At 28.4% G+C, this 16,313-nt stretch carries 17 protein-coding genes; 1 reads left to right on the forward strand and 16 read right to left on the reverse strand.

What is annotated here, in order from left to right:
- Window positions 1-48: 48 nt before the first annotated feature.
- The 15 genes from ABDZ93_RS15065 to ABDZ93_RS15135 form a co-directional block, all read right to left on the reverse strand.
- Window positions 49-531 carry a flavodoxin family protein gene (locus ABDZ93_RS15065; protein ID WP_343827274.1) on the reverse strand — a complete coding sequence of 161 codons (483 nt, stop codon included), beginning with the start codon at window positions 529-531 and terminating at the stop codon, window positions 49-51.
- An 86-nt stretch (window positions 532-617) separates the two neighbouring features.
- Window positions 618-2,048: a potassium/proton antiporter gene (locus ABDZ93_RS15070; RefSeq protein ID WP_343827275.1), complete on the reverse strand. Its 1,431-nt coding sequence runs from the start codon at window positions 2,046-2,048 to the stop codon at window positions 618-620.
- 434 nt (window positions 2,049-2,482) lie between these two features.
- Window positions 2,483-3,532, reverse strand: coding sequence for an ABC transporter substrate-binding protein (locus tag ABDZ93_RS15075; protein WP_343827276.1), 1,050 nt, complete (start codon window positions 3,530-3,532; stop codon window positions 2,483-2,485).
- A gap of 4 nt (window positions 3,533-3,536) precedes the next feature.
- Window positions 3,537-4,319: an ABC transporter permease gene (locus tag ABDZ93_RS15080; protein ID WP_343827277.1), complete on the reverse strand. Its 783-nt coding sequence runs from the start codon at window positions 4,317-4,319 to the stop codon at window positions 3,537-3,539.
- Window positions 4,313-5,149 carry an ABC transporter permease gene (locus ABDZ93_RS15085; protein ID WP_343827278.1) on the reverse strand — a complete coding sequence of 279 codons (837 nt, stop codon included), beginning with the start codon at window positions 5,147-5,149 and terminating at the stop codon, window positions 4,313-4,315. Before ABDZ93_RS15085 ends, ABDZ93_RS15080 begins: the two co-directional genes overlap by 7 nt.
- Window position 5,150: 1 nt before the next feature.
- Window positions 5,151-6,200, reverse strand: a complete 1,050-nt coding sequence (gene potA / locus ABDZ93_RS15090) for a spermidine/putrescine ABC transporter ATP-binding protein (RefSeq protein ID WP_343827279.1) — start codon at window positions 6,198-6,200, stop codon at window positions 5,151-5,153.
- A gap of 62 nt (window positions 6,201-6,262) precedes the next feature.
- Complete coding sequence (locus ABDZ93_RS15095) at window positions 6,263-6,802, reverse strand: helix-turn-helix domain-containing protein (RefSeq protein ID WP_343827280.1); 540 nt, start codon at window positions 6,800-6,802, stop codon at window positions 6,263-6,265.
- A 523-nt stretch (window positions 6,803-7,325) separates the two neighbouring features.
- Window positions 7,326-7,604 carry a hypothetical protein gene (locus ABDZ93_RS15100; RefSeq protein ID WP_343827281.1) on the reverse strand — a complete coding sequence of 93 codons (279 nt, stop codon included), beginning with the start codon at window positions 7,602-7,604 and terminating at the stop codon, window positions 7,326-7,328.
- A gap of 53 nt (window positions 7,605-7,657) precedes the next feature.
- The gene (aroQ, locus tag ABDZ93_RS15105) at window positions 7,658-8,101 is read right to left on the reverse strand and encodes a type II 3-dehydroquinate dehydratase (RefSeq protein WP_343827283.1); all 444 of its coding nucleotides are present in this window, start codon (window positions 8,099-8,101) and stop codon (window positions 7,658-7,660) included.
- Window positions 8,102-8,119: 18 nt separating this feature from the next.
- Complete coding sequence (gene aroE / locus ABDZ93_RS15110) at window positions 8,120-8,932, reverse strand: shikimate dehydrogenase (protein WP_343827284.1); 813 nt, start codon at window positions 8,930-8,932, stop codon at window positions 8,120-8,122.
- Between the two features lie 37 nt (window positions 8,933-8,969).
- Window positions 8,970-9,248, reverse strand: coding sequence for a chorismate mutase (locus ABDZ93_RS15115; protein ID WP_343827285.1), 279 nt, complete (start codon window positions 9,246-9,248; stop codon window positions 8,970-8,972).
- A 138-nt stretch (window positions 9,249-9,386) separates the two neighbouring features.
- On the reverse strand, window positions 9,387-10,352 hold the full coding sequence (locus tag ABDZ93_RS15120; RefSeq protein WP_343827287.1) for a patatin-like phospholipase family protein: 966 nt from the start codon (window positions 10,350-10,352) through the stop codon (window positions 9,387-9,389).
- A gap of 33 nt (window positions 10,353-10,385) precedes the next feature.
- Window positions 10,386-11,291, reverse strand: coding sequence for an alpha/beta hydrolase (locus ABDZ93_RS15125; RefSeq protein WP_343827288.1), 906 nt, complete (start codon window positions 11,289-11,291; stop codon window positions 10,386-10,388).
- A gap of 161 nt (window positions 11,292-11,452) precedes the next feature.
- Window positions 11,453-12,226, reverse strand: coding sequence for a peroxide stress protein YaaA (gene yaaA / locus ABDZ93_RS15130; protein ID WP_343827289.1), 774 nt, complete (start codon window positions 12,224-12,226; stop codon window positions 11,453-11,455).
- Window positions 12,227-12,282: 56 nt separating this feature from the next.
- The gene (locus tag ABDZ93_RS15135; RefSeq protein ID WP_343827291.1) at window positions 12,283-12,945 is read right to left on the reverse strand and encodes a pentapeptide repeat-containing protein; all 663 of its coding nucleotides are present in this window, start codon (window positions 12,943-12,945) and stop codon (window positions 12,283-12,285) included.
- Window positions 12,946-13,184: 239 nt separating this feature from the next.
- On the opposite strand from ABDZ93_RS15135, the gene ABDZ93_RS15140 reads away from it, so the two are divergent.
- A complete protein-coding gene (locus tag ABDZ93_RS15140) occupies window positions 13,185-14,093 on the forward strand; it encodes a patatin-like phospholipase family protein (protein WP_343827292.1) in 909 nt (302 codons plus the stop codon).
- 120 nt (window positions 14,094-14,213) lie between these two features.
- Here ABDZ93_RS15140 and ABDZ93_RS15145 read toward each other — a convergent pair whose 3' ends face one another.
- Window positions 14,214-16,307, reverse strand: coding sequence for a sensor domain-containing diguanylate cyclase (locus tag ABDZ93_RS15145; protein WP_343827293.1), 2,094 nt, complete (start codon window positions 16,305-16,307; stop codon window positions 14,214-14,216).
- Window positions 16,308-16,313 lie beyond the last annotated feature (6 nt).

Raw genomic sequence — 16,313 nt, forward strand, 5'->3', positions numbered from 1 at the left:
TATGACTTTTAATTAACTATCTCCGCGATATTAATCTGATTAGTAAAATTATTTAACTATATTAATGTTCGATAACCATTTTTTCACCTTATCTTGTTTTTCTTTTTCATCATTAGAATCTATGAAATCAGCTGTTCCAATTACTTTATTTCCATTTAAAACAATTTTTAATTTTTCAAAACATTTTTCTGCACCACCACCAGCATGTGAAGCAAACAATAAAACATTTTTCCCCTTTATTTCATTATCAGTAATAAAAGTGTTTACTGGTGGTGCATAAGTACTCGCCCATATAGGCGTTCCAATGAATATAGTATCATATTCTTTTAGGTTAGGAGTTTTGTTTTTTAACCTTGGCTTTTCCTTAAATATTACACTCTTGCCGCCCCATAAAAACTTTCTAAATCCAGTTCTAGGAATTTCTTTTTCTGGTTTCAATTCAAGGAGATCACAGCCTAATTCATCTGCAATAATATTAGCAATAACTTTGGTATGACCTTCTAATGAATAAAAAACTATTAAACCCTTCATTTTTTCACTCCTTATTAAGATAATCCTTCTGTAAATTGTAAATATTTAAAGTGGCTACAATATTTTATAGCCACTTTGTACAAAATTTACGATCCAATATTTTTTTCTAATATATATTCTATATTATTTCCACTTAGAACTAATACATCACCTTTCTTAATTAGTGTAGAGCCTTTTGGAACTATTATTTCATTATCTCTTTTTATCATTACAATAAGTATCTCCTCTGGAATATCCGCTTCCATTATAGATTTTTCTATCCAATTATTATTAGAATCAACATTATACTCTATTAATGTTGTAGACCTATCTTCTTGATAGTCAGTAAATGTTTTTAATACTGTTTTTGTATCGTCTACTAGATCTAATTTTCTAGCTACTTTAGGGATTAGTGTTCCTTGAATTGCTACTGATAATAAAGCTATAAAAAATATTATATGAAATATATCATTTTCTAATGGTATTCCTGATGTTATTGCATATATTGCAAATACAATTGAAGCTGCCCCTCTTAAACCTACCCAAGAAACAAACAACTGCTGTTTAAATGGTATCTTAAACCAGCTTAAAACACTAAAGGTTGCAATTGGACGTGCAATTATTATCATAAATATTGATATTAATATAGAGCTCCCTATAACACTTGGTAATTCAGAAGGAAATGCTAATAAACCTAATACAAAAAATAGCATAATTTGCATTATCCACGATACCCCATCAAAGAAATGCACTAAACTTCTCTTATGTGGAATTTTGCTATTCCCAATGATAATACCCGCTATATAAACACTTAAATATCCATTACCTCCTATCCATTCACTTAATGCATAAGATAAAATAGCAATTGCCGTTATAAAGATTGTATAAAATCCATCCACCTCAAAATTTGCATTTCTCATTATATAGATAGTTATCTTAGATAATATCACCCCAACTAATATACCAAAAATAATTTGAGCAATCACTGTAGGTACTATTGAACTAATACCTCCATTATTCATTAATGTCAAAACTATTAATGTTAGCATATATGCAATAGGGTCATTACTTCCGCTTTCAACCTCTAATATAGATGCAATTTCTCCTTTTAAGTTTAATTTCTGTGAACGTAATATAGAAAATACCGATGCTGCATCTGTAGACCCAACTATGGAGCCTATTAGCATCCCTTCTAAAATACTTGTTTTAAGGACAAAATAACAGAATAATCCTGTCAATCCTGATGTGATTATTACCCCAAATGTAGACATTAATATTGATTCTCTTGCAACAGGTTTAGCTTCCTTCCAATTCGTACCAAACCCACCATAGAACATTATAAATACCAACCCAAAGGAACATAATTCTCTTGTAAGTTCATAATTATCAAAATATATTCCTACTACACCATCTGAGCCAAATAACATTCCTAAAATGATGAATATAAGTAACATTGGTACACCAAACTTATATAGTACTTTACTGGATGTTATGCAAATTAGTAATACTAATCCACATATAATCATTAACTCAAGCATATTACCTCCTTAATTTATATTATTTATTTTAAAATAAAGTTATTATAACTAAAATACTTTTCTCGTATTAATTGTTCTTATATATATTATACAATAAAGTAGTATTCAATACATTAAAACTCTACACTTAATTTAGCTATTTTAATATTTTTTATGCACTTATAATAATTATTATACTTTTCCCATTATGTAAAAAATAATATAATATTTATTAATTAACTATATGTCAAAAATATGGGAATAAAATCATATATAAAATTCACAAAATTAATGTTAAAAATTTGAGAACAGATGAAATAAAAATTTATATTCAAAAATATATTATGCATAATAATGCATAATGCAATGAATATTTTTATTACTAAATTTGAATATTGAAAAATTTAAATATAAAAATAGTAGCTCATCATTTAGGGTAAGCTACTATTTTTATATTATTTAGATTTTATTTCAATCCATCTTTCATCATAAAGCTTAATGTTGTCACCAAGATCTGTGAAAGAGTCACATTTATCAAGAATAGCTTTATCTGGATATGCTACTGGGTTAGATTTAACATCTTCTGATAGCATTTCAAGAGCTGCTTTGTTTGGTGTAGAATATCCTATATAATCTATGTTTTGGACAGCATTTTCTGGCTGTAACATAAAGTTTATAAATTGCTCTGCATAATCTTTATTTTCTGCATCTGTTGGTATACATAGTCCATCTACCCACTTATTTGTACCTGTTTTAGGAATTCCATAAGCTAAATTTTCATTTTGTTCCATAAGAGTTACTGCATCTCCTGAATAAACTATTCCCATAGCAGCTTCTTCTCCTAAAAGCCTATCTTTCCCCTCATCATTAACATAAGCACGAACTAAAGGTCTTTGAGCTATTAATTCAGCCTTAGCTTCATCTAGCTCTTTTTCATTTATACTATTTTGAGAATATCCTAGCTTCATTAATGCAATAGCCATAGTATCTCTAACTGAATCAAGCATTAAGATTTCTCCAGAGTATTTCTCGTTCCATAAAATATCCCAGCTATCTACAGGATCACTTACCATATTCTTGTTATATAGAATTCCGAAAGTTCCCCAGAAATAAGGCACACTATATTCATCATTTTCATCATAGCTAGGTTTTTTAAAGCTTTCATCTATATTCTTATAGTTAGGAATTTTAGAATAATCTATCTTTTGAATTAATCCCTCATCCTTCATCTTTTCAATCATATAATCTGATGGAACTATTAAATCATATTTTGATCCACCACTTTTAATCTTCTGATACATGATTTCATTTGTATCATAAGTTTCATATACTACTTTTATCCCAGTTTCTTCTTGAAATTTTTCTATTAGAGATTCATCTATGTAATCTCCCACATTATAAATATTTAAAACTTCACTAGATGACTTTGTACCACAGCCTGTAAGCATAGTTGCCATCATTACCCCTGTACATACTAGAGCTATAATCTTTTTTAATTTTTTCATATTATTACCCCTTCCTTACCATAGATTGCTTTCTGTTAGCTAATAATAATAGTATTAACACTGTTATAAACATTAATGTAGTTAGTGCATTAATCTCTGGTTTGATACCTCTCTTTGCCATAGAATAAACTTCAATTGATAAGTTAGTTACACCATTACCAGTGTTAAAAAAACTTATAATAAAGTCATCTATAGACATAGTAAATGCTATTAAAAAGCCTGAAATTATACCTGGCTTTATCTGCGGAAGTATTACCTTTCTAAGGGTATACATAGGTTTTGCACCTAAATCCATAGCTGCTTCTTCTACATTGTCTGGAAGCTGTTTTAGCTTTGGCAATACAGATAAAACTACATAAGGTATATTAAAGGTTATGTGTGCAAGTAACATAGTTAAAAATCCTAATTTCATATTAAAAAATATAAAAAGTATCATAAGACCTATTGCTGTTACTATATCAGGGTTTAATACAGGTAGATAGTTTACATTGAGAAGCATTGCCTTTTTAGGCCCTCTCATCCTATCTATTCCTATAGCGCTTATTGTTCCTATAACTGTAGCTATAGCAGATGCTAATATTGCTACTACTACAGTAGTTATTAAAGCTGAAATTATTCTATCATTATGAAATAATTGCTGATACCACTTAAAAGTAAACCCTTCCCATTTAGCCATAGATTTTGAATCATTAAAAGAAAATAGTGCTAGAGCAAAAATAGGAGCATATAGAAATATAAATATTAAAACCAAATATATATCTGAAAATAATTTTTTTACTTTTACCATAATACTCTCCCTCCTCCTTTTTCATCACCATCTGAAAACTTAGAGGTTAATCCCATAGCCAATAAAATCAATATCATCATAAGGATAGATATTGCAGATCCAAAGTTCCAATCTCCAACGGAAGTAAATTGCTGCTCTATTAAGTTACCTATGAGCATATGCTTTCCACCACCTAGAAGTTGTGATATTACAAAAGTAGACACAGCTGGCATAAATACCATAGTTATTCCTGAGATAACTCCTGGTATACTTAATGGGAAAATAATCTTCACAAAAGCTGTAATCTTTCCTGCTCCTAAATCATAAGCTGCATTAACTAAATCTTGGTCCATCTTTAATAGGGATGTATATATTGGTAGCACCATAAATGGAAGGAAGTTATACACCATTCCAAGAAGTACTGCTCCATTTGTATATAATATATCTACTGAATTTAATCCAATGCTGTTAAGTAAGTTATTAAATAAACCATTCTTACCAAGGATTGCAAGCCATGCATAGGTTCTAAGTAAGAAGTTCATCCACATTGGAAGAATAAATAACATTATAAGTATTCCTCTTTTATGTTCTGGTTTTCTTGATATCATATAAGCAATGGGATATCCCATTACTAAGCATAAAACTGTTGATTGTAAGGCTAAGCTAATAGATCTTGTAAATACATTTATATATAAAGGGTCCATTAGTCTTTTAAAATTATTCATAGAGAATTGGTAGCTTCCGCCTACCTTTTCTGTAAAACTAAAAAATACAATTAGAAGAAGAGGTACTATTATAAAAAGAGAGCTCCACAATACATAAGGATAAGCTAAATATGATTTCTTTTTCATTCTATGCTTCTCCTGATTTTTTCATTATATGAATATCTTCTGGATAGATACCCATTCCTATTTCTGTGCCTATAGCAAAGTTCTTAGTATTGTGAAGAATAAATGTCATGTTTTCTTCCTCTACTTCTAATTCATAGTGAACTCCCTTAAATACAGAGGACTTTACTATCCCATTTAGATTTCCCTCTTCTCTATGTACTATCTTTATATCCTCTGGTCTTATTACCACATCTATCTCTTCATCTTTTTCAAAGCCTTTATCAACACATTCAAATACACGTCCGCAGAATTTAACCTTAAAGTCTTCTAACATTATCCCGTCTGTAATATTACTTTCTCCTATAAATCTAGCTACAAATTTATTCTCTGGCTCATTATATATATCTTCTGGAGTACCCATTTGCTGAATTACTCCCTTATTCATTACCACCACAGTATCAGACATAGTTAATGCCTCTTCTTGGTCATGAGTTACAAATACGAAGGTTATACCTAATTGCTTCTGTATTCTTTTAAGTTCTATTTGCATTTCTTTTCTAAGCTTTAAATCAAGAGCCCCTAAAGGTTCATCAAGTAGTAATACCTTTGGCTCATTAACAATAGCTCTTGCTATAGCTACTCTTTGTTGTTGACCACCACTTAGGGATTCAATTTTTCTTTTTTCAAATCCTTTAAGATCTACTAATTTCAAAACTTCACTTACTTTTTTATCAATTTCACTTTTAGAAAGTTTTTTAATTTTTAATCCAAAAGCTATATTTTCATATACATTCATATGAGGAAATAGTGCATACTTTTGGAATACTGTATTAATTTGTCTTTCATATGGAGGTAAGTCATTGATTTTCTTATCTTCGAATATAACTTCACCTTCGTCACAAGTTTCAAATCCTGCTAAAATTTTTAATGTAGTAGTCTTACCACACCCGCTAGGTCCAAGTAAGGTTACAAACTCATTCTTTTTAATTACTAAAGTTATATTGTCTAAAACCTTATTATCTTCAAAAGTTTTAGATATTCCTTTAATTTCAATTATACTATCAACCAACATAAACACCTCTTTTAAAACATAATGTTACTTATACTCTTCGTGTCAATATTAAATCTGTCTATTTAAAATGACGGTGGCGTACTTACCCATATTACTGTTGCCTCAGTCTTTCCTGTATTAGAAATGTAGTGATTAGACTTTGGCTTAAAGTAGAAGCTTTCTCCCTTACGTATTTTATATACTTTATCTCCTAAATGTAAGTTTACAATGCCATGAAGTACAAGACCAAATTCCTCTCCCTCATGAGGAGTTTCTTCTTTATATTTTCCATTTGGTTCTAATGTGAGCATTATAGGCTCCATCTGGTTTTTTTGAGCATCAGGTACAAGCCACTTTAATCTATATTTCAACTCTTCATCCTCAGTCTCAAACATATCGTCATTTGTAAACTTAACTCTTTCATTGATCTTCTCGCTAAAGAATTCATTTAAATTTGTGCCTAGTATCTGAAGAATGTCCATAAGTGTTGCAATAGATGGAGATGTGAGATCATTCTCAATTTGCGAGATGAACCCCTTGGATAATTCACATCTGTTTGCAAGTTCTTCTTGTGTTAACTGTTTTTCTATTCTAAGACTTTTAATCTTCTCTCCAATTTGCACGATTCCACCTCAATTTTATGTATTTACTAAACCTTAAGTTTACATTTACTAAACAAACAATATTATTCTATATTTTTTTTATTAATAAATCAATAGATTTACTAAATTTTTTTATATTTTTATAATTTTTTTTCATAATGAACCCTTGAATATACCTCATGTTTATGAAAATATGTTTATATTAATATTCTTCATGTTTAGTAATACTAAATATACCCATAATAAAAGCTTCCTAGTATTAATTGTACTAATTTCAACTAAATACTAGAAAGCTTTTTCACTTTAACTAATTCTTTATAATAACTGTAAATAAATCTTCGATATTTATTTGTAAAATAATGTAATTATTAACATTTTCCACAACTTTATCCACAATATAATCAACACTAAGTGGATAAGCCTTAGATTATACACCTTTTTTCTGAAAATTTACTTTACTTTATCCACATTTCTCAAATTTTTTAGAAAATAATAAACAACTAAGGTGTTAATTACCTAGTTGCTTATTTTTCATTAGATTCTACTAAATCTCATTTAATTTTTCTAAAAGTCTATCAAATTCTCTTATCTCAACCCAATCATAAAGATTAATATTTTCTTTTGAATGATATATTCTAAAATCTTCTAATGATACTTTAACTTTATTTTCTTCCTCAGTTGTAAAACATAGGTATTCTTCATTAAAATAATTCAATTCTTTTATTTCACTAAAAGGGGTAATATCATCCTCATAATAAAATCTAACTCCACTTTCAGTAAGGCTTATATATACGTCTATTATTCTATTCTTGAGCTCATCCATAAGTTTTCCTTCCTTCTAGGTTATAAATGTTTAATTTATTATTATAACCTACTTTAGCTAGAAATCTTCTTTTTGTTTTCTAGAGCATTCATGGCCATTATATATCCATATTCTCCAAATCCACATATCTGGCCTATACATGCTGGAGCTGTAACAGATTTTTGTCTAAACTCTTCCCTATCATAAATCTGTGATAAGTGAACTTCCACAGTATCTATGTTTACACTTTTTATAGCATCATAGATTGCGTAGCTATAATGGGTGAATGCACCTGGATTAATTATTATCCCATCATATTTTTCATAGTATGCTCTTTGGATAAGGTTAATAATTTCTCCCTCTATATTGCTTTGGAGCATATCTATATTATGTCCGAATGATTCAGAGTATTCCTTTATGTAAGTTTCAATCTCTTCAAAGCTTTTTGATCCATATATATGTTTTTCTCTTATGCCCAAAAAATTTAAATTAGGTCCATTTATAACCATTATTTTCATAGCCATCACCTCTTAAAATTAGCTAAACTCTCTATTTAAAATTTCATATATATCCTTAATTACTTGGTCATCAATAGAATTCTTTTGCCATATTTCCTGTGCTTTTACGCCTTGTCCTATGAGCATAGATAATCCCCCTACAACTTTTTTACCTAATCCTCTTCCCTTTGATAAAAACTTTGTCTCTGATGGATTATATACTATATCCACAACTGTTTGAAAATTATTTATGATAGTGTCATTAACAGGAGTAGCATCTTCATTAGGAAACATTCCCACTGGAGTTGCATTAATTATCATGTCTCCCTTAATTTCTTTTAAGTGTTCATAGCTTATTAGTTGAACTTTTTCATGATTTATTCCCTTAATTTTTTCTGGAGTCCTACTTACTATATAAATTTTTTTAACTTCATTGTCTAACAAATAGCACATAGCAGCCTTTGTAGCCCCACCATTTCCTAAAATTACAGCTACAGAGTCTTGTATATTAACATTATGTACCTTTAACATATATCCAAAGCCATAGTAATCTGTGTTATAACCATATAGTTTATTTTCTTCTAGTGATATTGTATTAACAGCACCTATTCTTTGTGCTTCTGGTGATATCTCATCTAAATACTTCATAATTTCTTCCTTGTAAGGAATAGTTACACTGGCTCCTTTTATTTTTAAAAGTTTAAGTGCATCTATGAACTTTCCTAAATTTCCTTTAGGTATTTCAAATAGTTTGTATGCACCTTCTACTTCCATAGCCTGAAATATTATCTTATGTATTCTCGGTGATAAGCTATGTCCTAATTTTTCACCTAGTATGCCGTAAAATTCCATAACATTACTCCTTTATATATGATTAATTTAAATAACTTTACTTATGCTTTTTTATAATGCTCTCTTGAAGACTCCTACTTAACTCCATTACGCTTAAGAAAAATCTTCTTGCTAATAAATCATAGTTCTTATTTTTTAAATTGTCTACATTTTTTTTAATAACCTTTGATTCTCTTTCTTCATTATATATTGGTAAATCATTTTCTTTTTTATAATTAGCTACTCTTATAGCAACATCCATTCTTCTTTCAAATAGATTTATAAGTTCTTTATCAATCTCATCGATTTCTTTTCTGCATTGCTCTAATTCATTCACACTAATTCACCCTTTTCTAAATTATCTATATATAATTAATTAAATTTTACTAATATATATAATAACACTTATTTATATATAATTTCCACTAAAAATAAATAGACTCCCCTTGGAATCTATCTTTCTGTCTATATATTTTTACTTTACATAAGGTTTATTAAATTTATTTATTCCAAGTTTTTTCTTTATTATTCTTGTATTTCTAGCTATCCAACTTTCCTTATTTTTTTCTTCAAGTTCTTGTAATTCCTTGTCCATAGCCTGTCTTTCTAATTCTTCTTTATATTGATATCTTGCCATCTCAAATATAGGTTCCAAAAGATTTTTAGTATCATAGTAACCTCTTTGAATTCTCTTATTTTTTGACTCTTTATCTAGATTTAATAGTCCATCTAATATTTTTGTTTCCATGTCTGAAGGAATTAATTCTATAATTTTTGCGTCAGGAAAATCTTCTCTTCTTATTTTAGCTTCCTTAGATAATAGTACAACTATTATTATATCACAGCCCTCTTCATATACTGGTTTTATAGGAGTATTATCTACTAATCCCCCATCTAAATATGTCTTTCCACCAATTTCTTCACTTTCATATATCATAGGAAGACAAGCTGTTGCTAATAATATACTTCTAGCCCTTTCTTCTTCATAGTCATTTATTTTGAAATATTTAGCAGATAATTCCGGCATTTCAGTACATGATACATAACATATTTTATTTGACCTTTTTAATTTATCAATATTTATATATTTCTCTATAATCTCTTTAGCTCCATCCCTAGGAATATCACCCTGCTCTAATTTCTTCGTCATATACTTTTTTACTAAATTCATATTTTTACTACCAATAGCGAGGGTTAATCCTTTCCTAATTAGGACTTTATTATTTACTGGTAACAACTTCTCTATAGTAACTTCTTGCCACATTTTCTTAGCTTCTTCAAAATCATCTTGAGCAAATAAAGCTGCATTTATAGCACCTATAGAAGTACCTGAAACTACTTTTATGTATTTATCCATATTTAACTCTTTTATAGCTTTCCATACTCCTATCTCATAAGCCCCTTTTCCGCCTCCACCAGATAATACTAATCCTACTCTCATTTTCCTTCATCCCCCATTAAAATATTATCTTAATTATATCATTTTAAAAAACTTCTTTACTTCATTTTCATATTTTTCTTGGTTAGTGGCATAACAAGTATTATGTTTAGCTCTTGGAATTATACATAAGCTTTTTATTCCCTTTTTAATTTCATACATTTCCATAGACATATAACACGGTATTAATTCGTCTTCATCTCCATGAATGAACATAATTGGAATTTCACTTTCCTTTACCATATCCATTGGACTTATTTCGCCTAAAGAAAAGCCACATACTTTTTTTATTTTATGATTAGTGAGATTATAGAAAGGAAAAAAAGGAATCTTGTATTTATTTAACTTTCTTTTTATAACCTCTATTGCATTTGCATAAGCTGATTCCGATATTATAAAATCTATTTTATTCTTTCCTAAAACTGAATACATAAGACCAGTAGCAGCTCCCATAGAATGGCCATGTATACCTATAAAACATTTCCCCCCAACTTTTTGTCTTATACAGCTTACCCATAAATCTAAATCTTCACACTCATATCTCCCATAGGTAGCATAAGTTCCTTCACTATTACCATGACCTCTTTGATCTACTAAAAGAATATTAAATCCTTCTTTTATAAAAAACTTTATATATTGACAAGACCTGTAGTGGCCAACCAAGTATCCATGCAATAATACTATTACTTTTTTTGATGGTGAATTACAATTTAGATAATATCCTTTTAACTTATATCCATCTTTACTTTCTACAATTAGCTCCTCCAATTTCAACTTTTCATACTCGTCAAGAGAATATAATCCCATGGTGTAAAGACTATTAAAAGTTTCTATCTTATCACGCTTTTTACCAAGGGTAGCATAATAAAATAAACAATTTACAGTTTTTATAAATATTATAAAAAGTACTGTCATTACAATCAATATATTAGCTATTATCATAATTTGCTCCTATTATCTCTTATAATATTTTTAAATAAAAAAACTTGTATTTTAAATACAAGTTTTTATTTTATATATTTTATTAATCCCCTACTTTTTATAATTAATGCACCCCTAATTTCTTTTATAATGTCACATTATTTAATACTAAGGTCGTAGACCTAAAGCATTATTTCTCTAGTAAAAACTAATTTAGTATTGCCACTTAATTCTTTATTGTAACAATAACCTTCTTCTTTAAAATTCTTTAAATCCTCTATAGTATGTATATTATTTTTAACAATATAAGTTACCATAAGCCCCCTAGCCCTCTTAGCATATGTTCCTATAATCCTATATTTTCCCTCTCTATTTTCTTTAAACTCAACATCATAGACATTAATAGTACCGAGCTTACTTTTATCTATGGATTTAGAATACTCCAGCGAGGCTAAATTTAAAATTGTACTATTTTCTTTAAGATTTAAATCATTAACTATATTTTGAGTAATCTTTTTTGTCCAAAATTTATATAAATCTTCTTCAGGTATACCTCTTAACTTGGTAGCCATCTCTAGCCTATATTCTTTTATATTATCTAAAGGTCTTAAGACCCCAAATAATCCTGATAAAATTCTAATATGCTTTTGTGCAAACTCTAAGTTTGATCCGTCATATTCAAAAGGATTTATAGCTCTATATACTTCCCCACTAAAGGCAAAAATAGCCTGCCTAGTATTTACTTGTTGGTCATAAAAGCTTTGAAATCTATTATAATTTATCTTTGATAACTTATTACTAATTTTCATTCTCTTAGCTATTTCTTCTACATTGTAATTTTTAATTATACCTACTAATTCTCTTACTTCATCCATAAATACAGGCTCGGTACTTTCATCTATAAATATTTCTTTTTCAAAATCTAAAGATTTAGTTGATGATATTATTGTTATCATATGTTTTCTCCTAACTTTAATTATCCTAATTTTAATTCATTACTCTAACAGTTTCTTTAATCCATCTCTTCCTTAATAACAATACCTAAAATTTTTGAAAGTGATAGTGCTTGCATTGGTGTAACTACTATTCCATATAAATCTCTTACATCTCCAATTAGTCCCTCTATATCACTATTTGTAAAATCAATACCTTTTACCATAGCCTTGGATATATCAATTTGTCTCATATTTACATTTTCAAATTCTACCTTATTGCATTTACTGCTTTCAAAAATCACATTATTAAAGGATGAATCTATAAAGTTTACATTTTTAAGAGTAGAGAAAGATATGTTACTATAGTCGCCATTACACTGATTAAACGTAACATTTTGAATATTTGTATCTGTCAAGTCTATACCTATAAGCTTACAGTTTATCATCTCTACTCTATGAAGAATTCCATTATTTAAATTTGAATTTGATAAATCACAATTTTCAAACCTTACATCTATTAATTCAATATGTGGAAATTTTACATTTTTAAAATCTACATTTTTAAAAATAACTTCTGAAACTTCAACATGGGATGCACTCTCATTACTCATGTCACAATTAAGCACCATTACATTATTAAAATAATCTTCATCATCTATATTCTTCTCTAAAGAATAAATCTCTTCATTTATTGATGTAATTTTAGGTAATAATACATTTTTTACTTTTCTATCTTTCATATTTCTTCTAGCTATGTACTATATACTTAACATAGCCCAGTCTTCACCATCCTTCACCAATCTTTATTTTAATTTAATTATTATCTAGCTTATTTAAATATTCCCCAGGTAATTTCAAAAACCTCCATAAAAATTAACTAATTTATAAATCAACAATATTTTAAAACAGGTAATAACTTATTCACATACATACATAATCATTAATACAATAATTATATAAACTAAAATGGAGGTATATAATGTCTACATTCAGAATTATTGTCTTTGACGGTGGTGGAATTCGTGGTGCTTTATCCACACGTATATTAAAACGTATTTATAATAAATATCCTGATATCTTAAAATATACAAACTTATTTGCTGGAACTTCTACTGGAGCTTTAATAGCCTTAGCTCTAGCTTCTGGAAAGGATGGAAATTATGTAGATAACTTATACAACTATGAAACTATAAGAAGTATATTTTCTCCTGCTCATCTTAACCTTTTTAGACCTAAATTTAATAATAAAAACTTAAGAAAAATGATATTATCTGTATTCCCAGAGGACCTTACCCTTGGAGACCTTGAAAAGTATGTATTCATCCCATCCTTTAATGTAAAAGGTTTTTCATCTGATAACTGGCAATCTGTATTTTTTAATAACCTTTCCCGTGGTTCGACATACTCATCTAAGGTTGTAGACGTAGCCTTGGCTAGCTCTGCTGCTCCTACTTATTTTCCTTCTTACAAGAATTTTATAGATGGAGGTGTAGTTGTAAATGATCCTACAGCTGCCTCTATGATTTCTGTAATGAAGCTTCTTAAACCTAAGCATTCACTATCTGATTTTCGTATATTATCTATTGGTACTGGCTCAACACTTAATCAAATAAAGTCAGATACGTCCTCTTGGGGTGCTCTCCAGTGGATGCTTAGACCTATGTGTAACGTTAAAACCCCTCTGGTTTCAATACTACTAAATAATACACCTCTAGAAGACTTATATTGCAAGGAACTTATAGGTTCTAATTACTTTAGAATAAACCCTATACTCAAATATAAAATCCCTCTTGATGACTATTCAAAAGTTCCATTACTTAAAAGTGCTGTAGACAATCTAGATCTTTCTGAAACTTTTAAATTTATAGAAAATCATTTTCTTCGTTAGCATGAACTTTATATAAGATAAAAAAGTTATTCTATAATAATTCCTATTATCATTATAGAATAACTTTTATACTTTTTATGTACATTTTTAAGTTAATTAATCTTATGTAGTTTTATATCCCTAAGAATAATTTTCATATTTCACAAGTTTATTTTTTCCTTCTGCTTTGGCTATATATAATGCTTCATCTGCAAAATTAATACATTGATCAATATTCTTCTCTTTACCTGAACACATAAATATACCTAGGCTAGAAGTTACTTTTAATTTAGATTTTTCTCCATAATATGTATTAGCTCTTTCAATAGATGCTCTTATATTCTCACAGATTGCATAAACCTTTCTTTCACTTATATCTTGTAAAATCACTAGAAATTCTTCACCCCCATACCTACCTGCAATTCCATAGTCTTTAACATTATTTTTAATTATGCCTCCAACCATCTTTAAGACACTATCGCCATAACTATGTCCATACTTATCATTAATTAATTTAAAATCATCAATATCTATCATTATAACTGCCAATTTCTTTCTTTCGCTAGCATGCTCTTTAAAGATTTTTTCTCCTTTTTCAAAAATTTCCATCCTTGATAATAATCCTGTTAAGAAATCATGAGAAGAAAAATATTTAGTTCTATTATACAGATAAGAATTCTCCAAAGCTATAGCAACATAAGATGCTAATATTTTTAATTTATTTAAATCATTTTCTGTATATGCATTTTTCTTATAGCTTTGTACATTTAAAAACCCTCTAACCTTATCCTCTAAAATTAAAGGACAATACATAGCTGATTTAGTATCATCAACACTTACATTCACCTTAAGTTTTGGTACATATTTTTTATAGTCATTATGCAAATCATTAATTAAAATAGTACTTCTATTTCTAACACAATAAGCTCCTATGCTAGTTTCATCTTCTACATGAACATTTTTTAAATTTAGATTATTTCCTCTATCTATAAATAGAGCATAGTCTAAAATTCTCTCTGATTCCTTAAGAATAGAAACACCAATTACTTCAGCATCCATAATCATGGATATTTCCTTATGTATATTTTCTAATATCTTCTCAAAATTAAGATCCGAAGTTATTTTCTGACCTATAGTTGATATTACTTTAATGTCATCATATAGTGATTTAAATATAGCTGCTTCTTGCTTACTCTTTTCATTTTCCAAATCAGCAAGACTTAAATCATTTGTTTTACAGTTCAACTCATTATTTATACCAACATACTTCTCATAATACTCTAATGATTCTTTATAGTTATTAGTCTTCTTGTTTAATAAATAAAGTTGATTATATATGTTTCTATTAATTAGTACACATTTATTTTTTTCAGATATTTCTAAAGCCCTTACTAGCTTACTGATAGCCTCATCATATTTACCATTAATTAAATCACCCTGAGCCCAAGCTTCTAGTATATTAGCTTGAATTTCATAATATTCTCTTTTTATAGCATGATCTAATCCCTCTGAATAATCTGCTTCCGCTTCCTTGTGCTTACCAGCCTTAAAATTAATTTTCCCCCTAATCCTTAAAGCTTCACTCCTTACAATTTCATAATTTAGCTTTTCTCCAATTTCAATAGATTCATTAATAAATTTCATAGCCTTATCTAAATCACCAAGTTCACATTCAATTTCTGCAATAACTTGATACATACTTATTTTCATAGTATCTTTATCTCCATAAGGTATGTCTTGCAATGAATCTATTATTCTTTTAGCTTCCTCATATTTTCCTAAATTCAAATAATTAATGCAAATATTATTTAAGATTATAGCAAAAAACCTATCATCTTTTATTTCCTTTACTATTTTCAAAGCAACTTTTCCCCATTTAGTGCTTAATTCACATAATCCTAATTGAAAGTAGGCACTCATAAGTCCATTTGCTACATACAATTTTCCTTCTTCATCTCCGAGCTTTTGAAACAATGTATTAGCTTTTAAAAGCCACTCTACTCCCTTTTCATATGTACCTGAATAATTAAAATACCATCCTATATTTCCACTACACCAAGCTACTCCTCTGATATTTTTATTTTCATTACATATTTTTAAACCTTCATCTAATATACTTTTAGTATTCTCTGAGTTACTTACTAGCTGTTGTCTCACATACTCTACAAATTGGTCTATGTAATTTGGATCCTCTCTAAGTCTATTTAATACTTCTTCTCTTGAATCTTTGTACATAGATTT

The organism is Clostridium subterminale (genome assembly GCF_039521425.1).
GTDB classification, from domain to species: Bacteria; Bacillota; Clostridia; order Clostridiales; family Clostridiaceae; genus Clostridium_J; species Clostridium_J subterminale.